This is a genomic window from Klebsiella sp. RHBSTW-00215 (assembly GCF_014103785.1).
Lineage (GTDB): Bacteria > Pseudomonadota > Gammaproteobacteria > Enterobacterales > Enterobacteriaceae > Klebsiella.
In genome coordinates this window covers 866518-883535 of the sequence record NZ_JABXQS010000001.1, presented here as the reverse complement: position 1 = coordinate 883535, position 17018 = coordinate 866518, and the positions used below count along the sequence as shown (strand labels likewise).

General features: G+C 49.7%; 12 protein-coding genes, 3 tRNA genes and 4 rRNA genes. 13 read left to right on the top strand and 6 right to left on the bottom strand.

Annotated features, from left to right (window positions below):
* Window positions 1-9: 9 nt before the first annotated feature.
* The 3 genes from rsmB to def are packed head-to-tail and all read right to left on the bottom strand — an operon-like array spanning window position 10 to window position 2829.
* Complete coding sequence (gene rsmB, locus HV127_RS04290; protein ID WP_182235103.1) at window positions 10-1305, bottom strand: 16S rRNA (cytosine(967)-C(5))-methyltransferase RsmB; 1296 nt, start codon at window positions 1303-1305, stop codon at window positions 10-12.
* A 52-nt stretch (window positions 1306-1357) separates the two neighbouring features.
* Window positions 1358-2305: a methionyl-tRNA formyltransferase gene (gene fmt / locus HV127_RS04285; RefSeq protein WP_182235102.1), complete on the bottom strand. Its 948-nt coding sequence runs from the start codon at window positions 2303-2305 to the stop codon at window positions 1358-1360.
* 14 nt (window positions 2306-2319) lie between these two features.
* Window positions 2320-2829 (bottom strand): peptide deformylase, encoded by a 510-nt coding sequence (def, locus tag HV127_RS04280; protein ID WP_112217276.1) that lies wholly within the window; start codon window positions 2827-2829, stop codon window positions 2320-2322.
* 131 nt (window positions 2830-2960) lie between these two features.
* Between def and dprA the strand changes: the two genes are divergently transcribed.
* The 6 genes from dprA to HV127_RS04250 are packed head-to-tail and all read left to right on the top strand — an operon-like array spanning window position 2961 to window position 6752.
* Entirely contained in the window at window positions 2961-4085 is a 1125-nt protein-coding gene (dprA, locus tag HV127_RS04275; protein WP_182235101.1) for a DNA-protecting protein DprA, read from the top strand.
* Window positions 4057-4530 (top strand): DUF494 family protein Smg, encoded by a 474-nt coding sequence (gene smg, locus HV127_RS04270; RefSeq protein ID WP_182235100.1) that lies wholly within the window; start codon window positions 4057-4059, stop codon window positions 4528-4530. The genes dprA and smg overlap by 29 nt, the downstream gene beginning before the upstream one ends.
* 27 nt (window positions 4531-4557) lie before the next feature.
* Window positions 4558-5100, top strand: a complete 543-nt coding sequence (locus HV127_RS04265; protein ID WP_142513300.1) for a topoisomerase DNA-binding C4 zinc finger domain-containing protein — start codon at window positions 4558-4560, stop codon at window positions 5098-5100.
* A gap of 3 nt (window positions 5101-5103) precedes the next feature.
* Entirely contained in the window at window positions 5104-5676 is a 573-nt protein-coding gene (tsaC, locus tag HV127_RS04260; protein WP_112217279.1) for an L-threonylcarbamoyladenylate synthase type 1 TsaC, read from the top strand.
* 3 nt (window positions 5677-5679) lie between these two features.
* Window positions 5680-6498: a shikimate dehydrogenase gene (gene aroE, locus HV127_RS04255; protein WP_182235099.1), complete on the top strand. Its 819-nt coding sequence runs from the start codon at window positions 5680-5682 to the stop codon at window positions 6496-6498.
* Complete coding sequence (locus HV127_RS04250) at window positions 6495-6752, top strand: DUF1488 domain-containing protein (RefSeq protein ID WP_112217281.1); 258 nt, start codon at window positions 6495-6497, stop codon at window positions 6750-6752. The genes aroE and HV127_RS04250 overlap by 4 nt, the downstream gene beginning before the upstream one ends.
* Here HV127_RS04250 and HV127_RS04245 read toward each other — a convergent pair.
* The gene (locus tag HV127_RS04245) at window positions 6728-7282 is read right to left on the bottom strand and encodes a gamma carbonic anhydrase family protein (RefSeq protein WP_182235098.1); all 555 of its coding nucleotides are present in this window, start codon (window positions 7280-7282) and stop codon (window positions 6728-6730) included. The two genes, HV127_RS04250 and HV127_RS04245, sit on opposite strands and share 25 nt — an antisense overlap.
* Window positions 7283-7751: 469 nt before the next feature.
* On the opposite strand from HV127_RS04245, the gene HV127_RS04240 reads away from it, so the two are divergent.
* From HV127_RS04240 to rrf (HV127_RS04210), 7 genes are all read left to right on the top strand, one after another.
* A 16S ribosomal RNA gene (locus HV127_RS04240) occupies window positions 7752-9291 on the top strand.
* Between the two features lie 71 nt (window positions 9292-9362).
* Window positions 9363-9439 (top strand) — tRNA-Ile (locus tag HV127_RS04235).
* A 109-nt stretch (window positions 9440-9548) separates the two neighbouring features.
* Window positions 9549-9624 (top strand) — tRNA-Ala (locus tag HV127_RS04230).
* Window positions 9625-9824: 200 nt separating this feature from the next.
* A 23S ribosomal RNA gene (locus tag HV127_RS04225) occupies window positions 9825-12731 on the top strand.
* Window positions 12732-12796: 65 nt separating this feature from the next.
* Window positions 12797-12912 (top strand): 5S ribosomal RNA (gene rrf / locus HV127_RS04220).
* Window positions 12913-12926: 14 nt separating this feature from the next.
* Window positions 12927-13002: transfer RNA gene (locus HV127_RS04215), tRNA-Thr, on the top strand.
* Window positions 13003-13040: 38 nt separating this feature from the next.
* Window positions 13041-13156, top strand: a 5S ribosomal RNA gene (gene rrf / locus HV127_RS04210).
* The 16S, 23S and 5S rRNA genes sit together here with 3 tRNA genes alongside, the layout of an rRNA operon.
* Window positions 13157-13394: 238 nt before the next feature.
* Here rrf (HV127_RS04210) and HV127_RS04205 read toward each other — a convergent pair.
* Both HV127_RS04205 and HV127_RS04200 read right to left on the bottom strand, forming a co-directional pair.
* Entirely contained in the window at window positions 13395-13616 is a 222-nt protein-coding gene (locus HV127_RS04205; protein ID WP_110272798.1) for a hypothetical protein, read from the bottom strand.
* A 283-nt stretch (window positions 13617-13899) separates the two neighbouring features.
* Window positions 13900-17010 carry an efflux RND transporter permease subunit gene (locus HV127_RS04200; protein ID WP_182235097.1) on the bottom strand — a complete coding sequence of 1037 codons (3111 nt, stop codon included), beginning with the start codon at window positions 17008-17010 and terminating at the stop codon, window positions 13900-13902.
* Between the last annotated feature and the right edge of the window lie 8 nt (window positions 17011-17018).

Genomic DNA, 17018 nt, shown 5'->3' with positions numbered 1-17018 from the left:
AGTGACCTGTTATTTCCGGTTTTTAATCAGCTTAGCGTAAAAGAATCCATCACCTTCTTCTGGCCCAGGGAGATTTTGCAATCCTGGTTTCTCAAGAGTTCCCGTTGTGCTCAACTCTGCATCTGATGTGCGAGTAAGGAAAGCTGCTATTTGCTCACAGTTCTCTTCTGGTAAAATTGAGCAGGTGGCGTAAACCAGTGTTCCACCGGGCTTTAGATGGGGCCAAATGGCATCAAGAATTTTGGCCTGCAGCTGTGCCAACTCGGCAATGTCACTATCGCGCCGCAACCATTTGATATCCGGATGGCGACGAATAACCCCTGTTGCGGAGCAAGGTGCGTCAAGCAGGATGCGATCGAATATTTCATCACCACACCATTGCTCTGGAGAGCATCCATCACCCTGTTTAACCTGCGCCTTGAGGCCAAGGCGTTTAAGATTGTCATAGACGCGGGAAAGTCGCTGTTCATCAATATCAACGGCCATTACGCTAGCCTGTGGTGCAACTTCCAGGATATGGGTTGTTTTGCCGCCAGGTGCCGCGCAGAGGTCGAGAATCCTTTCTCCGTTCTCGGGGGTCAAATAATGCATACAACCTTGCGCTGAAGCATCCTGGACTGTAACCCAACCTTCATCAAAACCCGGTAAGGAATGAACAGGGGCTGGAGATGCCAGACGAACAGCATCCGGGTAGCCTGAATGTGCAAAGCCTTGTAATCCTGCTTCTTTCAGTAACTCGAGCCATTCATCGCGAGAGTGATGGGTGCGGTTAACGCGTAACCACATTGGCGGGCGTTGATTATTGGCATCTGCAATCTCCTGCCACTGCTGTGGCCAGGCCTGTTGAATGCGTTTAAGTAGCCATTTGGGGTGGAGGAAGCGATTTTCGGTTTGTGCAAATTCAGCCAGCAGTTCTTCCTGTTGGCGTTGAAACTGACGCAACACTCCGTTAATAAGCCCCTTCAACTGGGGACGTTTAACAGCGACTGCACCTTCCACCGTTTCTGCCAGTGCGGCGTGAGCAGGAATGCGGGTGTACAGCAACTGATATAAACCCACCATGATTAAAAAATGAATAGTGCGTTGCTTGCCCTTCATCGGGCGATCCATTAGTTTATTGATTAACCATTCAAGCTGATTCAGCGTGCGCAGAACGCCAAAACACAGCTCTTGCAGCAGGGCTTTATCTTTTTCACTGACTTTCTGCTGTAACGGAGGCAAAACGTTACTTAACGATTGCCCTTGTTCAACGACTTGCTCAATTGCCTGGGCAGCCAGGCTGCGTAAGTTAAGATTTTTTTTCATAAGAGTAAAAATAAAAATGCCCGGCGAAACCGGGCTTTAGAAGAGAGAACCGTCAGGCGAGACGATGACCGGGGATAAACCACTCCCGACGAGAATTCAGCAAGTCCTGTGCACTCATTGCTTTTTTACCCGCTGGCTGAAGCGACTCCAGATTCAGGATACCGTCGCCAGTTGCCACCTGGATACCCAATTTGCTGACTGCCACGATAGTGCCGGGTTCAGCACTGCTTGTATCGGTGCTAACAGATGCACGCCAGACTTTTACTGGTTGTTCATCAATTTCTAGCCAGCTTATTGGCCATGGATTGAACGCCCGAATGCAACGTTCAAGCTGCACGGCAGAAAGTGACCAGTCAATACGTGCTTCTTCTTTGCTTAGCTTCTCGGCATAGTTGACTAGCGTTTCGTCTTGTACTTCAGGTTTTGCTGTACCACTGACCAGTTGAGCCAGAGTTTCCAGTAATCCTTGTGGTCCAAGAACCGCCAATTTATCGTACAAGCTACCGCTGGTGTCTTCCCCAGTAATTGGGCAAGACAGTTTATACAACATATCACCAGTATCGAGCCCTACGTCCATTCGCATAATGGTCACGCCTGTCTCGGTATCACCAGCCCATAATGCACGCTGGATTGGCGCCGCACCGCGCCAACGTGGCAACAAAGAACCGTGAACGTTGAGGCAACCCAGACGTGGCATGTCCAGAACCTGCTTGGGGAGGATTAATCCATAAGCAACTACAACCATCACATCGGCGTTCAGCGAGGCAACCAGCTGCTGATTTTCCTGCGGGCGCAGTGAAGAGGGTTGAAATACCGGCAGGCCATTTGCTTCAGCCAGTATTTTGACAGGACTCGGCATGAGTTTTTTGCCACGACCTGCAGGCCTGTCTGGTTGAGTGAATACACCGACGATCTCATACTCAGATGACAACAGTGCGTCAAGATGACGCGCTGCAAAATCGGGCGTTCCCGCAAAAATTATACGTAATGATTGTGACACGTTAGTCCTTGTCTTCAGGCTCGTGCGTTCAGGCGATCCAGTTTTTCAACTTTCTGGCGGATACGCTGTTGCTTAAGCGGGGACAGATAATCAATAAATAGTTTGCCGACTAGATGATCCATTTCATGTTGGATACAAATAGCCAGTAAACCATCGGCTGACAGTTCAAACGGCTTACCTTCACGATCCAGTGCCCGAATCCTTACTTTTTCGGCACGTGGTACCAATGCACGCTGCTCAGGAATGGAAAGGCAGCCTTCCTCAATCCCAGTTTCACCGTCTTTTTCCAACAATTCTGGATTAATTAACACCAGACGCTCTTCTCGATTCTCTGACACATCAATAACAATAATACGCTGATGGATGTCCACCTGCGTAGCGGCCAGACCAATGCCTTCCTCAGCGTACATTGTCTCGAACATATCATCGACGATACGCTGAATTTCCGCATTCACTTCTTTGACCGGCTCAGCGACTTTGCGAAGGCGCTCGTCCGGAATATGTAACACTTGCAAAACTGCCATAAAGATCCAGAGTTGTATTCAGGAGTTGATAAGATTATTAGCTCTATTCTAGACAAAACCCCCCGCAATTGACAGTCTCGCTGTCCAATCGCAAAGATTGCTAAAGCCGCTTATGGCGGAGGGGAATAGGGATGACGCCTACAGAAATTTGGTTACGCCTGATGAAAGTGAGCAGCCTGTATGGCGACGAAATGGTGATGGTTGCTCATCAGTTATGTTCAATCCCAACAATAGATCATGAGAGTTTGAATGCCTGCGGTTTGAATAAGGTGCAATCGAAACATTTTCTTGGAATTAATCAACGTGAGATTGATACAACACTGCAATGGCTGGAACGACCAAATTGTTATCTACTCACTGCTGACGATCCTCTCTATCCTCCCCAGCTACGAGCAATTGTGGACTATCCTGGCGCACTTTTAGTTTGTGGTGATCCGGTATTACTGAGCAGCCGACAGTTAGCCGTAGTGGGCAGTCGCGCGCATTCATGGTATGGCGCTCGTTGGGGGAAAATGTTTTGTGAGGTTTTAGTTCGCTATGACATTACGATCACTAGCGGATTGGCTTTAGGTATTGATGGTATAGCTCATCGTGGTGCACTGGAGGGGCAAGGAAAAACCGTTGCCGTTTTAGGGAATGGTTTAAGAGAGATTTATCCTCGCCGCCATCAAGCATTAGCAGAACAGATAACTAGCAGTGGAGGCGTTGTACTCTCCGAATTTCCTCTCTTTACTCCCCCATTACCGGGCAACTTTCCCCGCCGTAACCGGATTATCAGTGGATTAAGTGTTGGCGTATTGGTTATCGAGGCAGCATTAAAAAGTGGCTCATTAGTGACTGTTCGCTGTGCTCTGGAACAGGGAAGGGAAGTCTTCGCATTACCCGGACCTATTGGTAGTCCTGGTTCCGAAGGTCCACATTGGCTTATCAAGCAAGGAGCCATTCCCGTTACCGCACCGGAAGATATAGTTGAATATTGGCAGCATGAGCTGCTATGGGTCTTCGATGAGCCTGATAACGTAAATAATTGCGACAATCAGCCACCTGTAGCATTGCCATTTCCAGAGCTCCTGGCTAACGTAGGAGATGAGGTAACACCTGTTGACGTTGTCGCTGAACGTGCCGGCCAATCTGTGCCAGTGACCGTAGCTCAGCTACTTGAACTGGAGTTAGCAGGCTGGATCGCAGCTGTACCCGGCGGCTATGTCCGATTAAGGAGGGCAAGCCATGTTCGACGTACTCATGTATTTGTTTGAGACTTACATCCATAACGAAGCAGAAATGCGAGTGGACCAGGATAAACTGACTCGGGATCTTACCGATGCTGGTTTTGAACGGGAGGACATCTATAACGCGCTGATATGGCTCGAGAAACTGGCTGATTATCAAGAGGGCCTTGTTGCGCCCATGCAGCTTGCTTCTGACCCACTCTCCTTACGAGTATATACCGATGAGGAGTGTCAGCGTCTGGATGCGAGCTGCCGAGGATTCTTATTATTCCTTGAGCAAATTCAGGTGTTGAACCTCGAAACGCGGGAAATGGTGATAGAACGCGTACTGGCGCTGGATACGGCAGAGTTCGATTTGGAGGATCTGAAGTGGGTCATCCTGATGGTGCTGTTTAATATTCCGGGCTGCGAAAACGCCTATCAGCAAATGGAAGAATTACTCTTCGAAGTAAATGAAGGTATGCTGCATTAATCTTTTCGCAGCGACACTAGAGTTGTTATGACCAAATCAGCACTGTTTTCGGTGCGTAAAAACGAGCCTTGCCCCCAGTGTGGGGCTGAACTTGTAATACGTTCTGGGAAACATGGGCCTTTTCTCGGCTGTTCACATTATCCGGACTGTGATTATGTCCGCTCCCTGAAGAATCAGGCGGACGGGCATATTGTCAAAGTTCTGGAGGGGCAGGTGTGTCCGTCTTGCGGCGCCATATTGGTACTGCGGCAAGGACGTTTTGGTATGTTTATTGGTTGTAGCAACTACCCAGAATGTGAGCACACTGAACTCATTGATAAACCTGATGAGACTGCAATAGCCTGCCCGCAGTGTAGTCAAGGACATCTGGTCCAACGTCGTTCACGTTTCGGAAAAAACTTTTATTCCTGCGATCGCTACCCTGATTGCCAGTTCGTCATTAATTTTAAGCCAGTGGCGGGTGAGTGCCCAGAGTGTCATTACCCTCTACTAATCGAAAAGAAAACGGTGCAGGGCGTAAAGCGTTTTTGTGCCAGCAAACAATGTGGAAAGCCGACACCGGCGGAATAATCAGTGAATAATAACTTGCTCTCAGAAACCATCGCACATGCAGTTTCGGTCCTGAACAATGAACTTGTCATCGCCTATCCCACGGAAGCTGTTTTTGGCGTCGGCTGTGATCCCGATAGCGAAAAAGCCGTCATGCATTTGTTGGCGCTTAAACAGCGACCGGTTGATAAAGGACTGATCCTAATCGCCGCTAACTTTGAACAGCTCAAACCTTATATTGATGATTCACAACTTAGCGATGAGCGGCGTGCTGCTATTTTTTCCTGCTGGCCTGGGCCGGTGACCTTTGTATTCCCGGCTCTCGATTCTACACCCCGTTGGTTGACCGGCCGTTTTGATTCGCTGGCAGTGCGAGTAACGGATCATCCGCAGGTAGTTGAGTTGTGTGAGGCTTACGGTAAACCATTGGTTTCTACTAGCGCCAATTTATCTGGTGAGCCACCTTGCCGCACGACTGCTGAGGTTTATGCGCAGTTTGGCGCTAGCTTCCCGGTAGTTGATGGGGTAACCGGCGGGCGTCAGAATCCTTCTGAAATACGTGATGCCTTGACGGGCGAACTCTTCCGCCAGGGATAACTTATGGAAACCTACGCAGTATTTGGACACCCGATTGCTCATAGCAAGTCACCATCTATTCATCAGCTCTTTGCGAAGCAGCTGAAGATTACGCATCCCTATGGGCGAGTCCTGGCTCCCCTTGATGATTTCGTAAATACTCTTAACGCCTTTTTTGTTGATGGCGGCAAGGGAGCTAACGTCACCGTTCCTTTCAAAGAAGAGGCTTTCGCGCGAGCAGATGAGTTAACTGAACGTGCGGCACTGGCTGGTGCTGTTAATACCCTTAAACGGCTGGAGGATGGCCGGTTGCTGGGGGACAACACCGATGGCGTGGGGCTACTGAGTGATTTAGAACGACTCGATTTCATTAAACCTGGTTTTCGGGTTCTGCTTATTGGTGCAGGTGGTGCTTCACGTGGCGTATTGCTGCCTCTTTTATCGCTGGATTGCGCTGTCACTATTGTGAATCGTACATTTTCGCGTGCGCATGAACTGGCAACGCTGTTTGCTCATACTGGCAGCGTCCGTGCTCTGGATATAGAAGCATTAAATGGTCAGGTTTTTGATCTCATCATTAATGCCACATCTAGCGGTATTGAAGGAGAAGTCCCTGCTATCCCCGTTTCGCTAATCAACACTCATGTCTATTGCTATGACATGTTTTATCAGAAAGGTTGCACGCCATTTTTACGTTGGTGTCAGCAACATGGTACTAAAAGATGTGCTGATGGGCTGGGAATGCTGGTGGCACAGGCCGCACACTCAGTACTATTGTGGCACGGTGTTCTGCCGGAAATTGCCCCTGTAATTCTGGCGTTGCATGAGGAGTTGAACACGTGAACCAAGCTATTCAATTTCCCGACAGGGAAGTATGGGATGACGAGCGTCAGTGTATCGCTTTTCCAGCATTAGTTAACGGTATGCAACTGATCTGTGCCATAAAGCTAACAACGCTTCAGCAACGTTTTGGTGACGAAGACCCTGAACTGTGCCTGGCCGCATTTCGTGAGCATCGTTGGGATCTGGAAGAGGAAGCCCACGAATTAATCTGCGACCAGCAGGAAGACGCTCAAGGATGGGTCTGGTTTTCCTGAGCCAGATAATCATTTTTCCATTTCACATAGTTGTTTGCTGAATACCTTAGCCCCACAATTTCCGCCTCCGTGAGGGGGCGTATTTGTTTAACCGGGTTGCCAAAATAAAGGTAGCCGCTTTCCAGACGTTTGTTTTGTGGAACCAGACTACCGGCACCAATCATGACGTCATCCTCCACAATGACACCATCCAGTACAATCGACCCCATACCAACCAGCACGCGGTTAGCTATAGTGCAGCCGTGCAGCATAACTTTATGACCGACGGTCACATCATCGCCAATAATCAGTGGATTGCCATGTGGATTATATGAAGACTTATGAGTGACATGTAAGACGCTGCCGTCCTGAATGTTGGTGCGCGCGCCTATTTCCACATAATTCACATCACCGCGAATTGTGACCATTGGCCAAATACTGACATCATCATCAATTCTGACATCACCGATCACCACGCTACTGGTGTCGATCATCACGTTTTGACCTATTTTCGGGGATAAATCTTTATAGCGACGTAGATTCACAGGCATGCTTACCTCAATAAACCAGGGGATGAAGAGACTTTGGTAGCTTTTGGGACCATCTGCAACCCTTTGGCGTGGTAAAAATTAGGCGAATTGAGTATAAACTCTGCGAAAAGGGTGAAAAAACATCACTTGGAAAAAAAGATCTAAAAAAGGCTTGTGCAAAAAGATGGGGTCCCTATAATGCGCTCCCACTGACACGGCAGATGTGAATCACTTCACACAAACAGTCGGGTCGGTTGAAGAGAAAAACCTGAAAATAAGGTTGACTCTGAAAGAGGAAAGCGTAATATACGCCACCTCGCAACGGTGAGCGAAAGCCGCGTTGCACTGCTCTTTAACAATTTATCAGACAATCTGTGTGGGCACTCAAAGTGACATGGATTCTTAACGTCGCAAGACGAAAAATGAATACCAAGTCTCTGAGTGAACATACGTAATTCATTACGAAGTTTAATTCACGAGCATCAAACTTAAATTGAAGAGTTTGATCATGGCTCAGATTGAACGCTGGCGGCAGGCCTAACACATGCAAGTCGAGCGGTAGCACAGAGAGCTTGCTCTCGGGTGACGAGCGGCGGACGGGTGAGTAATGTCTGGGAAACTGCCTGATGGAGGGGGATAACTACTGGAAACGGTAGCTAATACCGCATAACGTCGCAAGACCAAAGTGGGGGACCTTCGGGCCTCATGCCATCAGATGTGCCCAGATGGGATTAGCTTGTTGGTGAGGTAACGGCTCACCAAGGCGACGATCCCTAGCTGGTCTGAGAGGATGACCAGCCACACTGGAACTGAGACACGGTCCAGACTCCTACGGGAGGCAGCAGTGGGGAATATTGCACAATGGGCGCAAGCCTGATGCAGCCATGCCGCGTGTATGAAGAAGGCCTTCGGGTTGTAAAGTACTTTCAGCGAGGAGGAAGGCATTGTGGTTAATAACCGCAGTGATTGACGTTACTCGCAGAAGAAGCACCGGCTAACTCCGTGCCAGCAGCCGCGGTAATACGGAGGGTGCAAGCGTTAATCGGAATTACTGGGCGTAAAGCGCACGCAGGCGGTCTGTCAAGTCGGATGTGAAATCCCCGGGCTCAACCTGGGAACTGCATTCGAAACTGGCAGGCTAGAGTCTTGTAGAGGGGGGTAGAATTCCAGGTGTAGCGGTGAAATGCGTAGAGATCTGGAGGAATACCGGTGGCGAAGGCGGCCCCCTGGACAAAGACTGACGCTCAGGTGCGAAAGCGTGGGGAGCAAACAGGATTAGATACCCTGGTAGTCCACGCTGTAAACGATGTCGACTTGGAGGTTGTTCCCTTGAGGAGTGGCTTCCGGAGCTAACGCGTTAAGTCGACCGCCTGGGGAGTACGGCCGCAAGGTTAAAACTCAAATGAATTGACGGGGGCCCGCACAAGCGGTGGAGCATGTGGTTTAATTCGATGCAACGCGAAGAACCTTACCTACTCTTGACATCCAGAGAACTTAGCAGAGATGCTTTGGTGCCTTCGGGAACTCTGAGACAGGTGCTGCATGGCTGTCGTCAGCTCGTGTTGTGAAATGTTGGGTTAAGTCCCGCAACGAGCGCAACCCTTATCCTTTGTTGCCAGCGGTCCGGCCGGGAACTCAAAGGAGACTGCCAGTGATAAACTGGAGGAAGGTGGGGATGACGTCAAGTCATCATGGCCCTTACGAGTAGGGCTACACACGTGCTACAATGGCATATACAAAGAGAAGCGACCTCGCGAGAGCAAGCGGACCTCATAAAGTATGTCGTAGTCCGGATCGGAGTCTGCAACTCGACTCCGTGAAGTCGGAATCGCTAGTAATCGTGGATCAGAATGCCACGGTGAATACGTTCCCGGGCCTTGTACACACCGCCCGTCACACCATGGGAGTGGGTTGCAAAAGAAGTAGGTAGCTTAACCTTCGGGAGGGCGCTTACCACTTTGTGATTCATGACTGGGGTGAAGTCGTAACAAGGTAACCGTAGGGGAACCTGCGGTTGGATCACCTCCTTACCTTAAAGAACCTGCCTTTGTAGTGCTCACACAGATTGTCTGATGAAAAATTAGCAGTAAAAAATCTCTGCAGGCTTGTAGCTCAGGTGGTTAGAGCGCACCCCTGATAAGGGTGAGGTCGGTGGTTCAAGTCCACTCAGGCCTACCAAATTTGCCCTGATACTGTGTTGTGAAACGACTCGCATACGTCAGTATGCTTCGTCATTCCACGCCTTGTCTCAGGACAAATTATCGGTACAGAGATAAGTTTTTACGATGGGGTTATAGCTCAGCTGGGAGAGCGCCTGCCTTGCACGCAGGAGGTCTGCGGTTCGATCCCGCATAGCTCCACCATCCTTTTACTGCAAAAAACAAGAAAACTTCAGAGTGTACCTGAAAAGGTGCACTGCGAAGTTTTGCTCTTTAAAAATCTGGATCAAGCTGAAAATTGAAACGACACGCTGCGTCTGTTCTCCGTAATAAGAACAGCATGACGGTGTGTTCGAGTCTCTCAAATTTTCGCAATCATGAAGTGAAACATCTTCGGGTTGTGAGGTTAAGCGACTAAGCGTACACGGTGGATGCCCTGGCAGTCAGAGGCGATGAAGGACGTGCTAATCTGCGATAAGCGTCGGTAAGGTGATATGAACCGTTATAACCGACGATTTCCGAATGGGGAAACCCAGTGTGTTTCGACACACTATCGTTAAGTGAATACATAGCTTAACGAAGCGAACCGGGGGAACTGAAACATCTAAGTACCCCGAGGAAAAGAAATCAACCGAGATTCCCCCAGTAGCGGCGAGCGAACGGGGAGGAGCCCAGAGTCTGAATCAGTTTGTGTGTTAGTGGAAGCGTCTGGAAAGTCGCAGGGTACAGGGTGATACTCCCGTACACAAAAACACACAGGCTGTGAACTCGAAGAGTAGGGCGGGACACGTGGTATCCTGTCTGAATATGGGGGGACCATCCTCCAAGGCTAAATACTCCTGACTGACCGATAGTGAACCAGTACCGTGAGGGAAAGGCGAAAAGAACCCCGGCGAGGGGAGTGAAACAGAACCTGAAACCGTGTACGTACAAGCAGTAGGAGCCCACTTGTTGGGTGACTGCGTACCTTTTGTATAATGGGTCAGCGACTTATATTCTGTAGCAAGGTTAACCGTATAGGGGAGCCGCAGGGAAACCGAGTCTTAACTGGGCGTTAAGTTGCAGGGTATAGACCCGAAACCCGGTGATCTAGCCATGGGCAGGTTGAAGGTTGGGTAACACTAACTGGAGGACCGAACCGACTAATGTTGAAAAATTAGCGGATGACTTGTGGCTGGGGGTGAAAGGCCAATCAAACCGGGAGATAGCTGGTTCTCCCCGAAAGCTATTTAGGTAGCGCCTCGTGAACTCATCTTCGGGGGTAGAGCACTGTTTCGGCTAGGGGGTCATCCCGACTTACCAACCCGATGCAAACTACGAATACCGAAGAATGTTATCACGGGAGACACACGGCGGGTGCTAACGTCCGTCGTGAAGAGGGAAACAACCCAGACCGCCAGCTAAGGTCCCAAAGTCATGGTTAAGTGGGAAACGATGTGGGAAGGCACAGACAGCCAGGATGTTGGCTTAGAAGCAGCCATCATTTAAAGAAAGCGTAATAGCTCACTGGTCGAGTCGGCCTGCGCGGAAGATGTAACGGGGCTAAACCATGCACCGAAGCTGCGGCAGCGACACTATGTGTTGTTGGGTAGGGGAGCGTTCTGTAAGCCGTTGAAGGTGGCCTGTGAGGGCTGCTGGAGGTATCAGAAGTGCGAATGCTGACATAAGTAACGATAAAGCGGGTGAAAAGCCCGCTCGCCGGAAGACCAAGGGTTCCTGTCCAACGTTAATCGGGGCAGGGTGAGTCGACCCCTAAGGCGAGGCCGAAAGGCGTAGTCGATGGGAAACAGGTTAATATTCCTGTACTCGGTGTTACTGCGAAGGGGGGACGGAGAAGGCTATGTTAGCCGGGCGACGGTTGTCCCGGTTTAAGCATGTAGGCGGATGTTCCAGGTAAATCCGGAACGTCATTCAACGCTGAGGTGTGATGACGAGGCACTACGGTGCTGAAGTAACAAATGCCCTGCTTCCAGGAAAAGCCTCTAAGCATCAGGTAACATCAAATCGTACCCCAAACCGACACAGGTGGTCAGGTAGAGAATACCAAGGCGCTTGAGAGAACTCGGGTGAAGGAACTAGGCAAAATGGTGCCGTAACTTCGGGAGAAGGCACGCTGATGGTAGGTGAAGTGACTTGCTCATGGAGCTGAAATCAGTCGAAGATACCAGCTGGCTGCAACTGTTTATTAAAAACACAGCACTGTGCAAACACGAAAGTGGACGTATACGGTGTGACGCCTGCCCGGTGCCGGAAGGTTAATTGATGGGGTTATCCGTAAGGAGAAGCTCTTGATCGAAGCCCCGGTAAACGGCGGCCGTAACTATAACGGTCCTAAGGTAGCGAAATTCCTTGTCGGGTAAGTTCCGACCTGCACGAATGGCGTAATGATGGCCAGGCTGTCTCCACCCGAGACTCAGTGAAATTGAACTCGCTGTGAAGATGCAGTGTACCCGCGGCAAGACGGAAAGACCCCGTGAACCTTTACTATAGCTTGACACTGAACACTGGTCCTTGATGTGTAGGATAGGTGGGAGGCTTTGAAGTGTGGACGCCAGTCTGCATGGAGCCATCCTTGAAATACCACCCTTTAATGGCTGGTGTTCTAACGTGGACCCGTAATCCGGGTTGCGGACAGTGTCTGGTGGGTAGTTTGACTGGGGCGGTCTCCTCCTAAAGAGTAACGGAGGAGCACGAAGGTTAGCTAATCCTGGTCGGACATCAGGAGGTTAGTGCAATGGCATAAGCTAGCTTGACTGCGAGCGTGACGGCGCGAGCAGGTGCGAAAGCAGGTCATAGTGATCCGGTGGTTCTGAATGGAAGGGCCATCGCTCAACGGATAAAAGGTACTCCGGGGATAACAGGCTGATACCGCCCAAGAGTTCATATCGACGGCGGTGTTTGGCACCTCGATGTCGGCTCATCACATCCTGGGGCTGAAGTAGGTCCCAAGGGTATGGCTGTTCGCCATTTAAAGTGGTACGCGAGCTGGGTTTAGAACGTCGTGAGACAGTTCGGTCCCTATCTGCCGTGGGCGCTGGAGAATTGAGGGGGGCTGCTCCTAGTACGAGAGGACCGGAGTGGACGCATCACTGGTGTTCGGGTTGTCATGCCAATGGCATTGCCCGGTAGCTAAATGCGGAAGAGATAAGTGCTGAAAGCATCTAAGCACGAAACTTGCCCCGAGATGAGTTCTCCCTGACTCCTTGAGAGTCCTGAAGGAACGTTAAAGACGATGACGTTGATAGGCCGGGTGTGTAAGCGTAGCGATACGTTGAGCTAACCGGTACTAATGAACCGTGAGGCTTAACCTTACAACGCCGAAGATGTTTTGGCGGATTTGAGAGAATTTCAGCTTGATACAGATAAACAGAATTTGCCTGGCGGCGACAGCGCGGTGGTCCCACCTGACCCCATGCCGAACTCAGAAGTGAAACGCCGTAGCGCCGATGGTAGTGTGGGGTCTCCCCATGTGAGAGTAGGGAACTGCCAGGCATCAAATTTAGTGTGCTGATATGGCTCAGTTGGTAGAGCGCACCCTTGGTAAGGGTGAGGTCCCCAGTTCGACTCTGGGTATCAGCACCAGTTTTTAGGTTAAAGTTCGGCGATTTGAAAAGAATTTGCCTGGCAACGATAGCGCGGTGGTCCCACCTGACCCCATGCCGAACTCAGAAGTGAAACGCCGTAGCGCCGATGGTAGTGTGGGGTCTCCCCATGTGAGAGTAGGGCATTGCCAGGCACCAAATAAGTGAAAAGCCCATCCGTCAGGATGGGCTTTTTGCGTTTCTAATCGCATGAAAATATTAATTCGCGCTGTGTACTCAATTCAGCTTCGGTTTATGTCGTTAGTGGCCAGCGCTATTCAAATCACAGAGAACAGAGCATTGTGCAGTAACTTAAGTATATTGGGTGTATCTTGCCGAAAAACGGTACCGGGATTAGCTCCGGTACCAGTGCATAGCGGCGATTGTAAGTGATTAGCGAGTTAGTGCGACAATGCCAAGCGTCAAGCCTGCAATTGCAGCCGCGCCTCCGGCAATAGCGCCCGCAGTTTCCCAGTTGTCCTGAGTCGTTCCTTTCATACAGGTATTAGTGTGTACTAATCTGCCTTCGGAGTCATAGACAGGTACGCACGGAGAATCATGTGCACAACCAGCGAGAAGCGTTGTCAGCAATGTGACTAAAACGAATTTTTTCATGATATTACCTCTAAATAATCCGTTTCGCTGTAATGGGAACCCATACATTACGGAATAGCCTATTTTATCATCGGTAATACTGAGGACGGGTAGGGTAAATAATCTCAATTTATGAGCAACGTAAATATCGTGAAGAAACTTACGCGATTATGTCGTCATAATATGGCTAGTTGAATAACGTGCGATCTTTTAAAAAATAATAAACACGTTGATTTTTATCGGGATGATCAAAAACTTCAGGCATAAAAAAAGGCGCCAGAATGGCGCCTTTGGAAAGAGAGACTTACTCGATATGCTTAGTAAAGCGGCGTCTTACGACAACAAAGAATACCGGTACGAAGAAGATAGCCAGCAACGTTGCTGTCAACATTCCTCCCATAACTCCCGTACCCACGGCGTTTTGTGCCCCGCTGCCTGCCCCATGGCTAATAACCAAGGGCAGTACACCAAGAATAAAGGCCAATGAGGTCATTAAGATAGGGCGTAAACGCATACGAGATGCTTCGAGCGTTGCTTCAATGATTCCCTTCCCTTCTTTATCCATAAGGTCTTTCGCAAATTCGACAATAAGAATAGCGTTTTTGGCAGAGAGACCGATCGTCGTTAATAAACCTACCTGAAAATAAACGTCATTATTAAGCCCACGTAATGAGGCTGCTAATAATGCCCCGACAACCCCTAACGGGACGACTAACATGACTGAGAATGGAATAGACCAGCTTTCATAGAGTGCGGCAAGGCACAGGAAAACCACTATTAGCGAAATTGCATATAAAGCAGGCGCCTGATTACCGGATAAGCGTTCCTGATAAGACATTCCTGTCCAGCCGAAGCCAATACCAGTAGGCAGTTTGTTGGCTAGTTGTTCCATCAAAATCATTGCATCCCCGGTACTTTTGCCCGGAGCGGCTTCACCCAGAATTTCCATCGAAGGTAAGCCGTTATAACGCTCCAGGCGCGGAGAACCATAAACCCAGTGTGAGGTTACAAAAGCTGAGAATGGTACCATTTCGCCATTAGCACTACGGACGTACATACTGTTGATGTCGCTCGGCAACATACGGAAATGGGCGTCAGCCTGAATATAGACTTTTTTAACTCTACCATGGTCAATAAAATCATTAACGTAATAGCCACCTAGTGCTGCGGAAATGGTTTCATTGATATCAGATAGTGAAATACCCAGTGCCTGGGCTTTCTCCTGATCAACATCAAGCTTAAATTGCGGAGTATCTTCAAGCCCATTTGGTCGTACGCGCACCAGTTGATCCGGATGTTCTCTTACCATACCAAGCAACTGATTTCGTGCTTGAGTCAGCGCGCTATGACCGAGGTTACCCTGGTCGATAAGCTCAAAGTCGAAGCCTGTGGCGGTACCCAACTCAATAATTGCGGGGAGATTGAATGGGAAAACCATGGCGTCTTTAATCTGGCTGAAAGCGACCGTGGCTCGCTTGATGATTGCTTCAACCCCATTCTCCGAACCACTGCGCTCCTCCCATGGCTTCAGACTGACAAATGCCATACCGGAGTTTTGTCCCTGGCCGCTAAAGCTAAAACCGTTAACGGTAAAGACGCTTTCAACATTCGCCTTCTCTTTATGCAGATAGTAGTCGGTAACGGTATCGAGGACCTTCTGTGTACGTTCTTGCGTCGCGCCGGATGGAAGTTGAATCATGGTCATAAATACCCCCTGATCCTCATCCGGTAAAAAAGAGGTTGGCAGACGCATAAACAGTACAGCCATGCCAATGACAATCAGCAGATAGATGATGAGATAGCGCCCGGTACAGCGTAGTATCCCGCTGATGCTGTTGGTGTAGTGGTTGACACTACGGTCAAATTTCGCATTAAACCAGCCAAAAAAACCTTTCTTCTCATGATGATCGGCGGAGGCGGGTTTCAATAAAGTGGCGCAAAGTGCAGGTGTCAGAATCAGTGCAACCAACACGGATAGCGCCATCGCTGAGACGATAGTGATGGAAAATTGGCGATAAATCGCGCCCGTAGAACCGCCAAAGAAGGCCATGGGAACAAAAACTGCCGATAGCACCATGGCTATACCAACCAGCGCCCCCTGAATTTGCGACATTGATTTTTCTGTCGCTTCTTTTGGGGATAGCCTCTCTTCTACCATCACGCGCTCGACGTTTTCCACCACCACGATGGCATCATCGACCAGCAATCCTATTGCCAGCACCATACCGAACATCGTTAGCGTGTTGATGGAATAGCCAAAGGTAGCCAGCACGGCGAATGTGCCAAGTAAGACGACAGGAACCGCAATGGTGGGGATCAATGTGGCACGGATGTTCTGGAGGAACAGATACATCACCAGGAAGACGAGAATAATCGCTTCAAACAGCGTCTTCACCACCTCATGAATAGAGATCTTCACGAACGGTGTGGTGTCGTAAGGGTAAACGACTTTCATGCCCTGCGGAAAGTAGGGTTGTAGTTCGGCAAGCTTTGCTTTAATCGCAGCAGCGGTGTCGAGGGCATTGGCGCCGGTAGCAAGCTTAATCCCCAGCCCGGATGCTGGTTTACCGTTAATTTTGGCGACGACGTTATAGTTTTCACCGCCCAGCTCAATGCGAGCCACGTCTTTCAGATGAACCACTGAGCCGTCAGCGTTCACCCGTAGCGTCACCTTGCCAAACTCTGCAGGGTCTTTCAGTCGTGTTTGAGCAATGATTGACGCGTTTAATTGTTGGCCTTTAATAGCGGGCGTTCCGCCAAGTTGGCCTGCTGCAATCTGATCGTTCTGTACCTGCAACTGGTTAATCACATCAACAGGCGTCAGGTTGTACTTATTCAGCAGGTTGCCATCCAGCCAAACACGCATCGCATATTGGGCCCCGAAGAGCTGTACGTCGCCAACGCCGTTAAGTCGGCTAATAGTATCTTTGACGTTTGATGCAACGTAGTCAGAAATATCATCCTGCGTAGTGCTGGTGTTATCGGAGATGAATCCAGCAACCAGCAGGAAACTGCTGCTTGATTTCTCAACGCTAATCCCCTGTTGCTGCACTTCCTGAGGTAGCAGCGGTGTGGCGAGCTGGAGCTTATTTTGTACCTGGACTTGCGCAATATCCGGATCTGTACCCGATGTGAAGGTCAAGGTGATGGTGACGCCGCCTGCGGAATCACTGGTTGAGGACATGTACATCAGGTTATCGATACCATTCATGTTCTGTTCGATAACCTGAGTCACAGTATCCTGCACGGTCTGCGCATCCGCACCTGGGTAGGTCGCAGAGATGGCAACAGCTGGCGGGGCGATCGTCGGGTATTGTGCGATAGGCAGTTGCATAATTGCGAGACCGCCAGCAATCATCATAATGATGGCCAGCACCCAGGCGAATACCGGTCGATGGATAAAAAACTTAGACATAGTTATTC

Bases quoted from the DNA above. Each gene is read 5' to 3' on its own strand.
- HV127_RS04200 (WP_182235097.1), bottom strand. From the start codon at position 17,010: ATGTCTAAGTTTTTTATCCATCGACCGGTATTCGCCTGGGTGCTGGCC.
- dprA (WP_182235101.1), top strand. From the start codon at position 2,961: ATGACGCCTACAGAAATTTGGTTACGCCTGATGAAAGTGAGCAGCCTG.
- aroE (WP_182235099.1), top strand. From the start codon at position 5,680: ATGGAAACCTACGCAGTATTTGGACACCCGATTGCTCATAGCAAGTCA.
- smg (WP_182235100.1), top strand. From the start codon at position 4,057: ATGTTCGACGTACTCATGTATTTGTTTGAGACTTACATCCATAACGAA.
- rsmB (WP_182235103.1), bottom strand. From the start codon at position 1,305: ATGAAAAAAAATCTTAACTTACGCAGCCTGGCTGCCCAGGCAATTGAG.
- def (WP_112217276.1), bottom strand. From the start codon at position 2,829: ATGGCAGTTTTGCAAGTGTTACATATTCCGGACGAGCGCCTTCGCAAA.
- HV127_RS04205 (WP_110272798.1), bottom strand. From the start codon at position 13,616: ATGAAAAAATTCGTTTTAGTCACATTGCTGACAACGCTTCTCGCTGGT.
- HV127_RS04265 (WP_142513300.1), top strand. From the start codon at position 4,558: ATGACCAAATCAGCACTGTTTTCGGTGCGTAAAAACGAGCCTTGCCCC.
- HV127_RS04245 (WP_182235098.1), bottom strand. From the start codon at position 7,282: ATGCCTGTGAATCTACGTCGCTATAAAGATTTATCCCCGAAAATAGGT.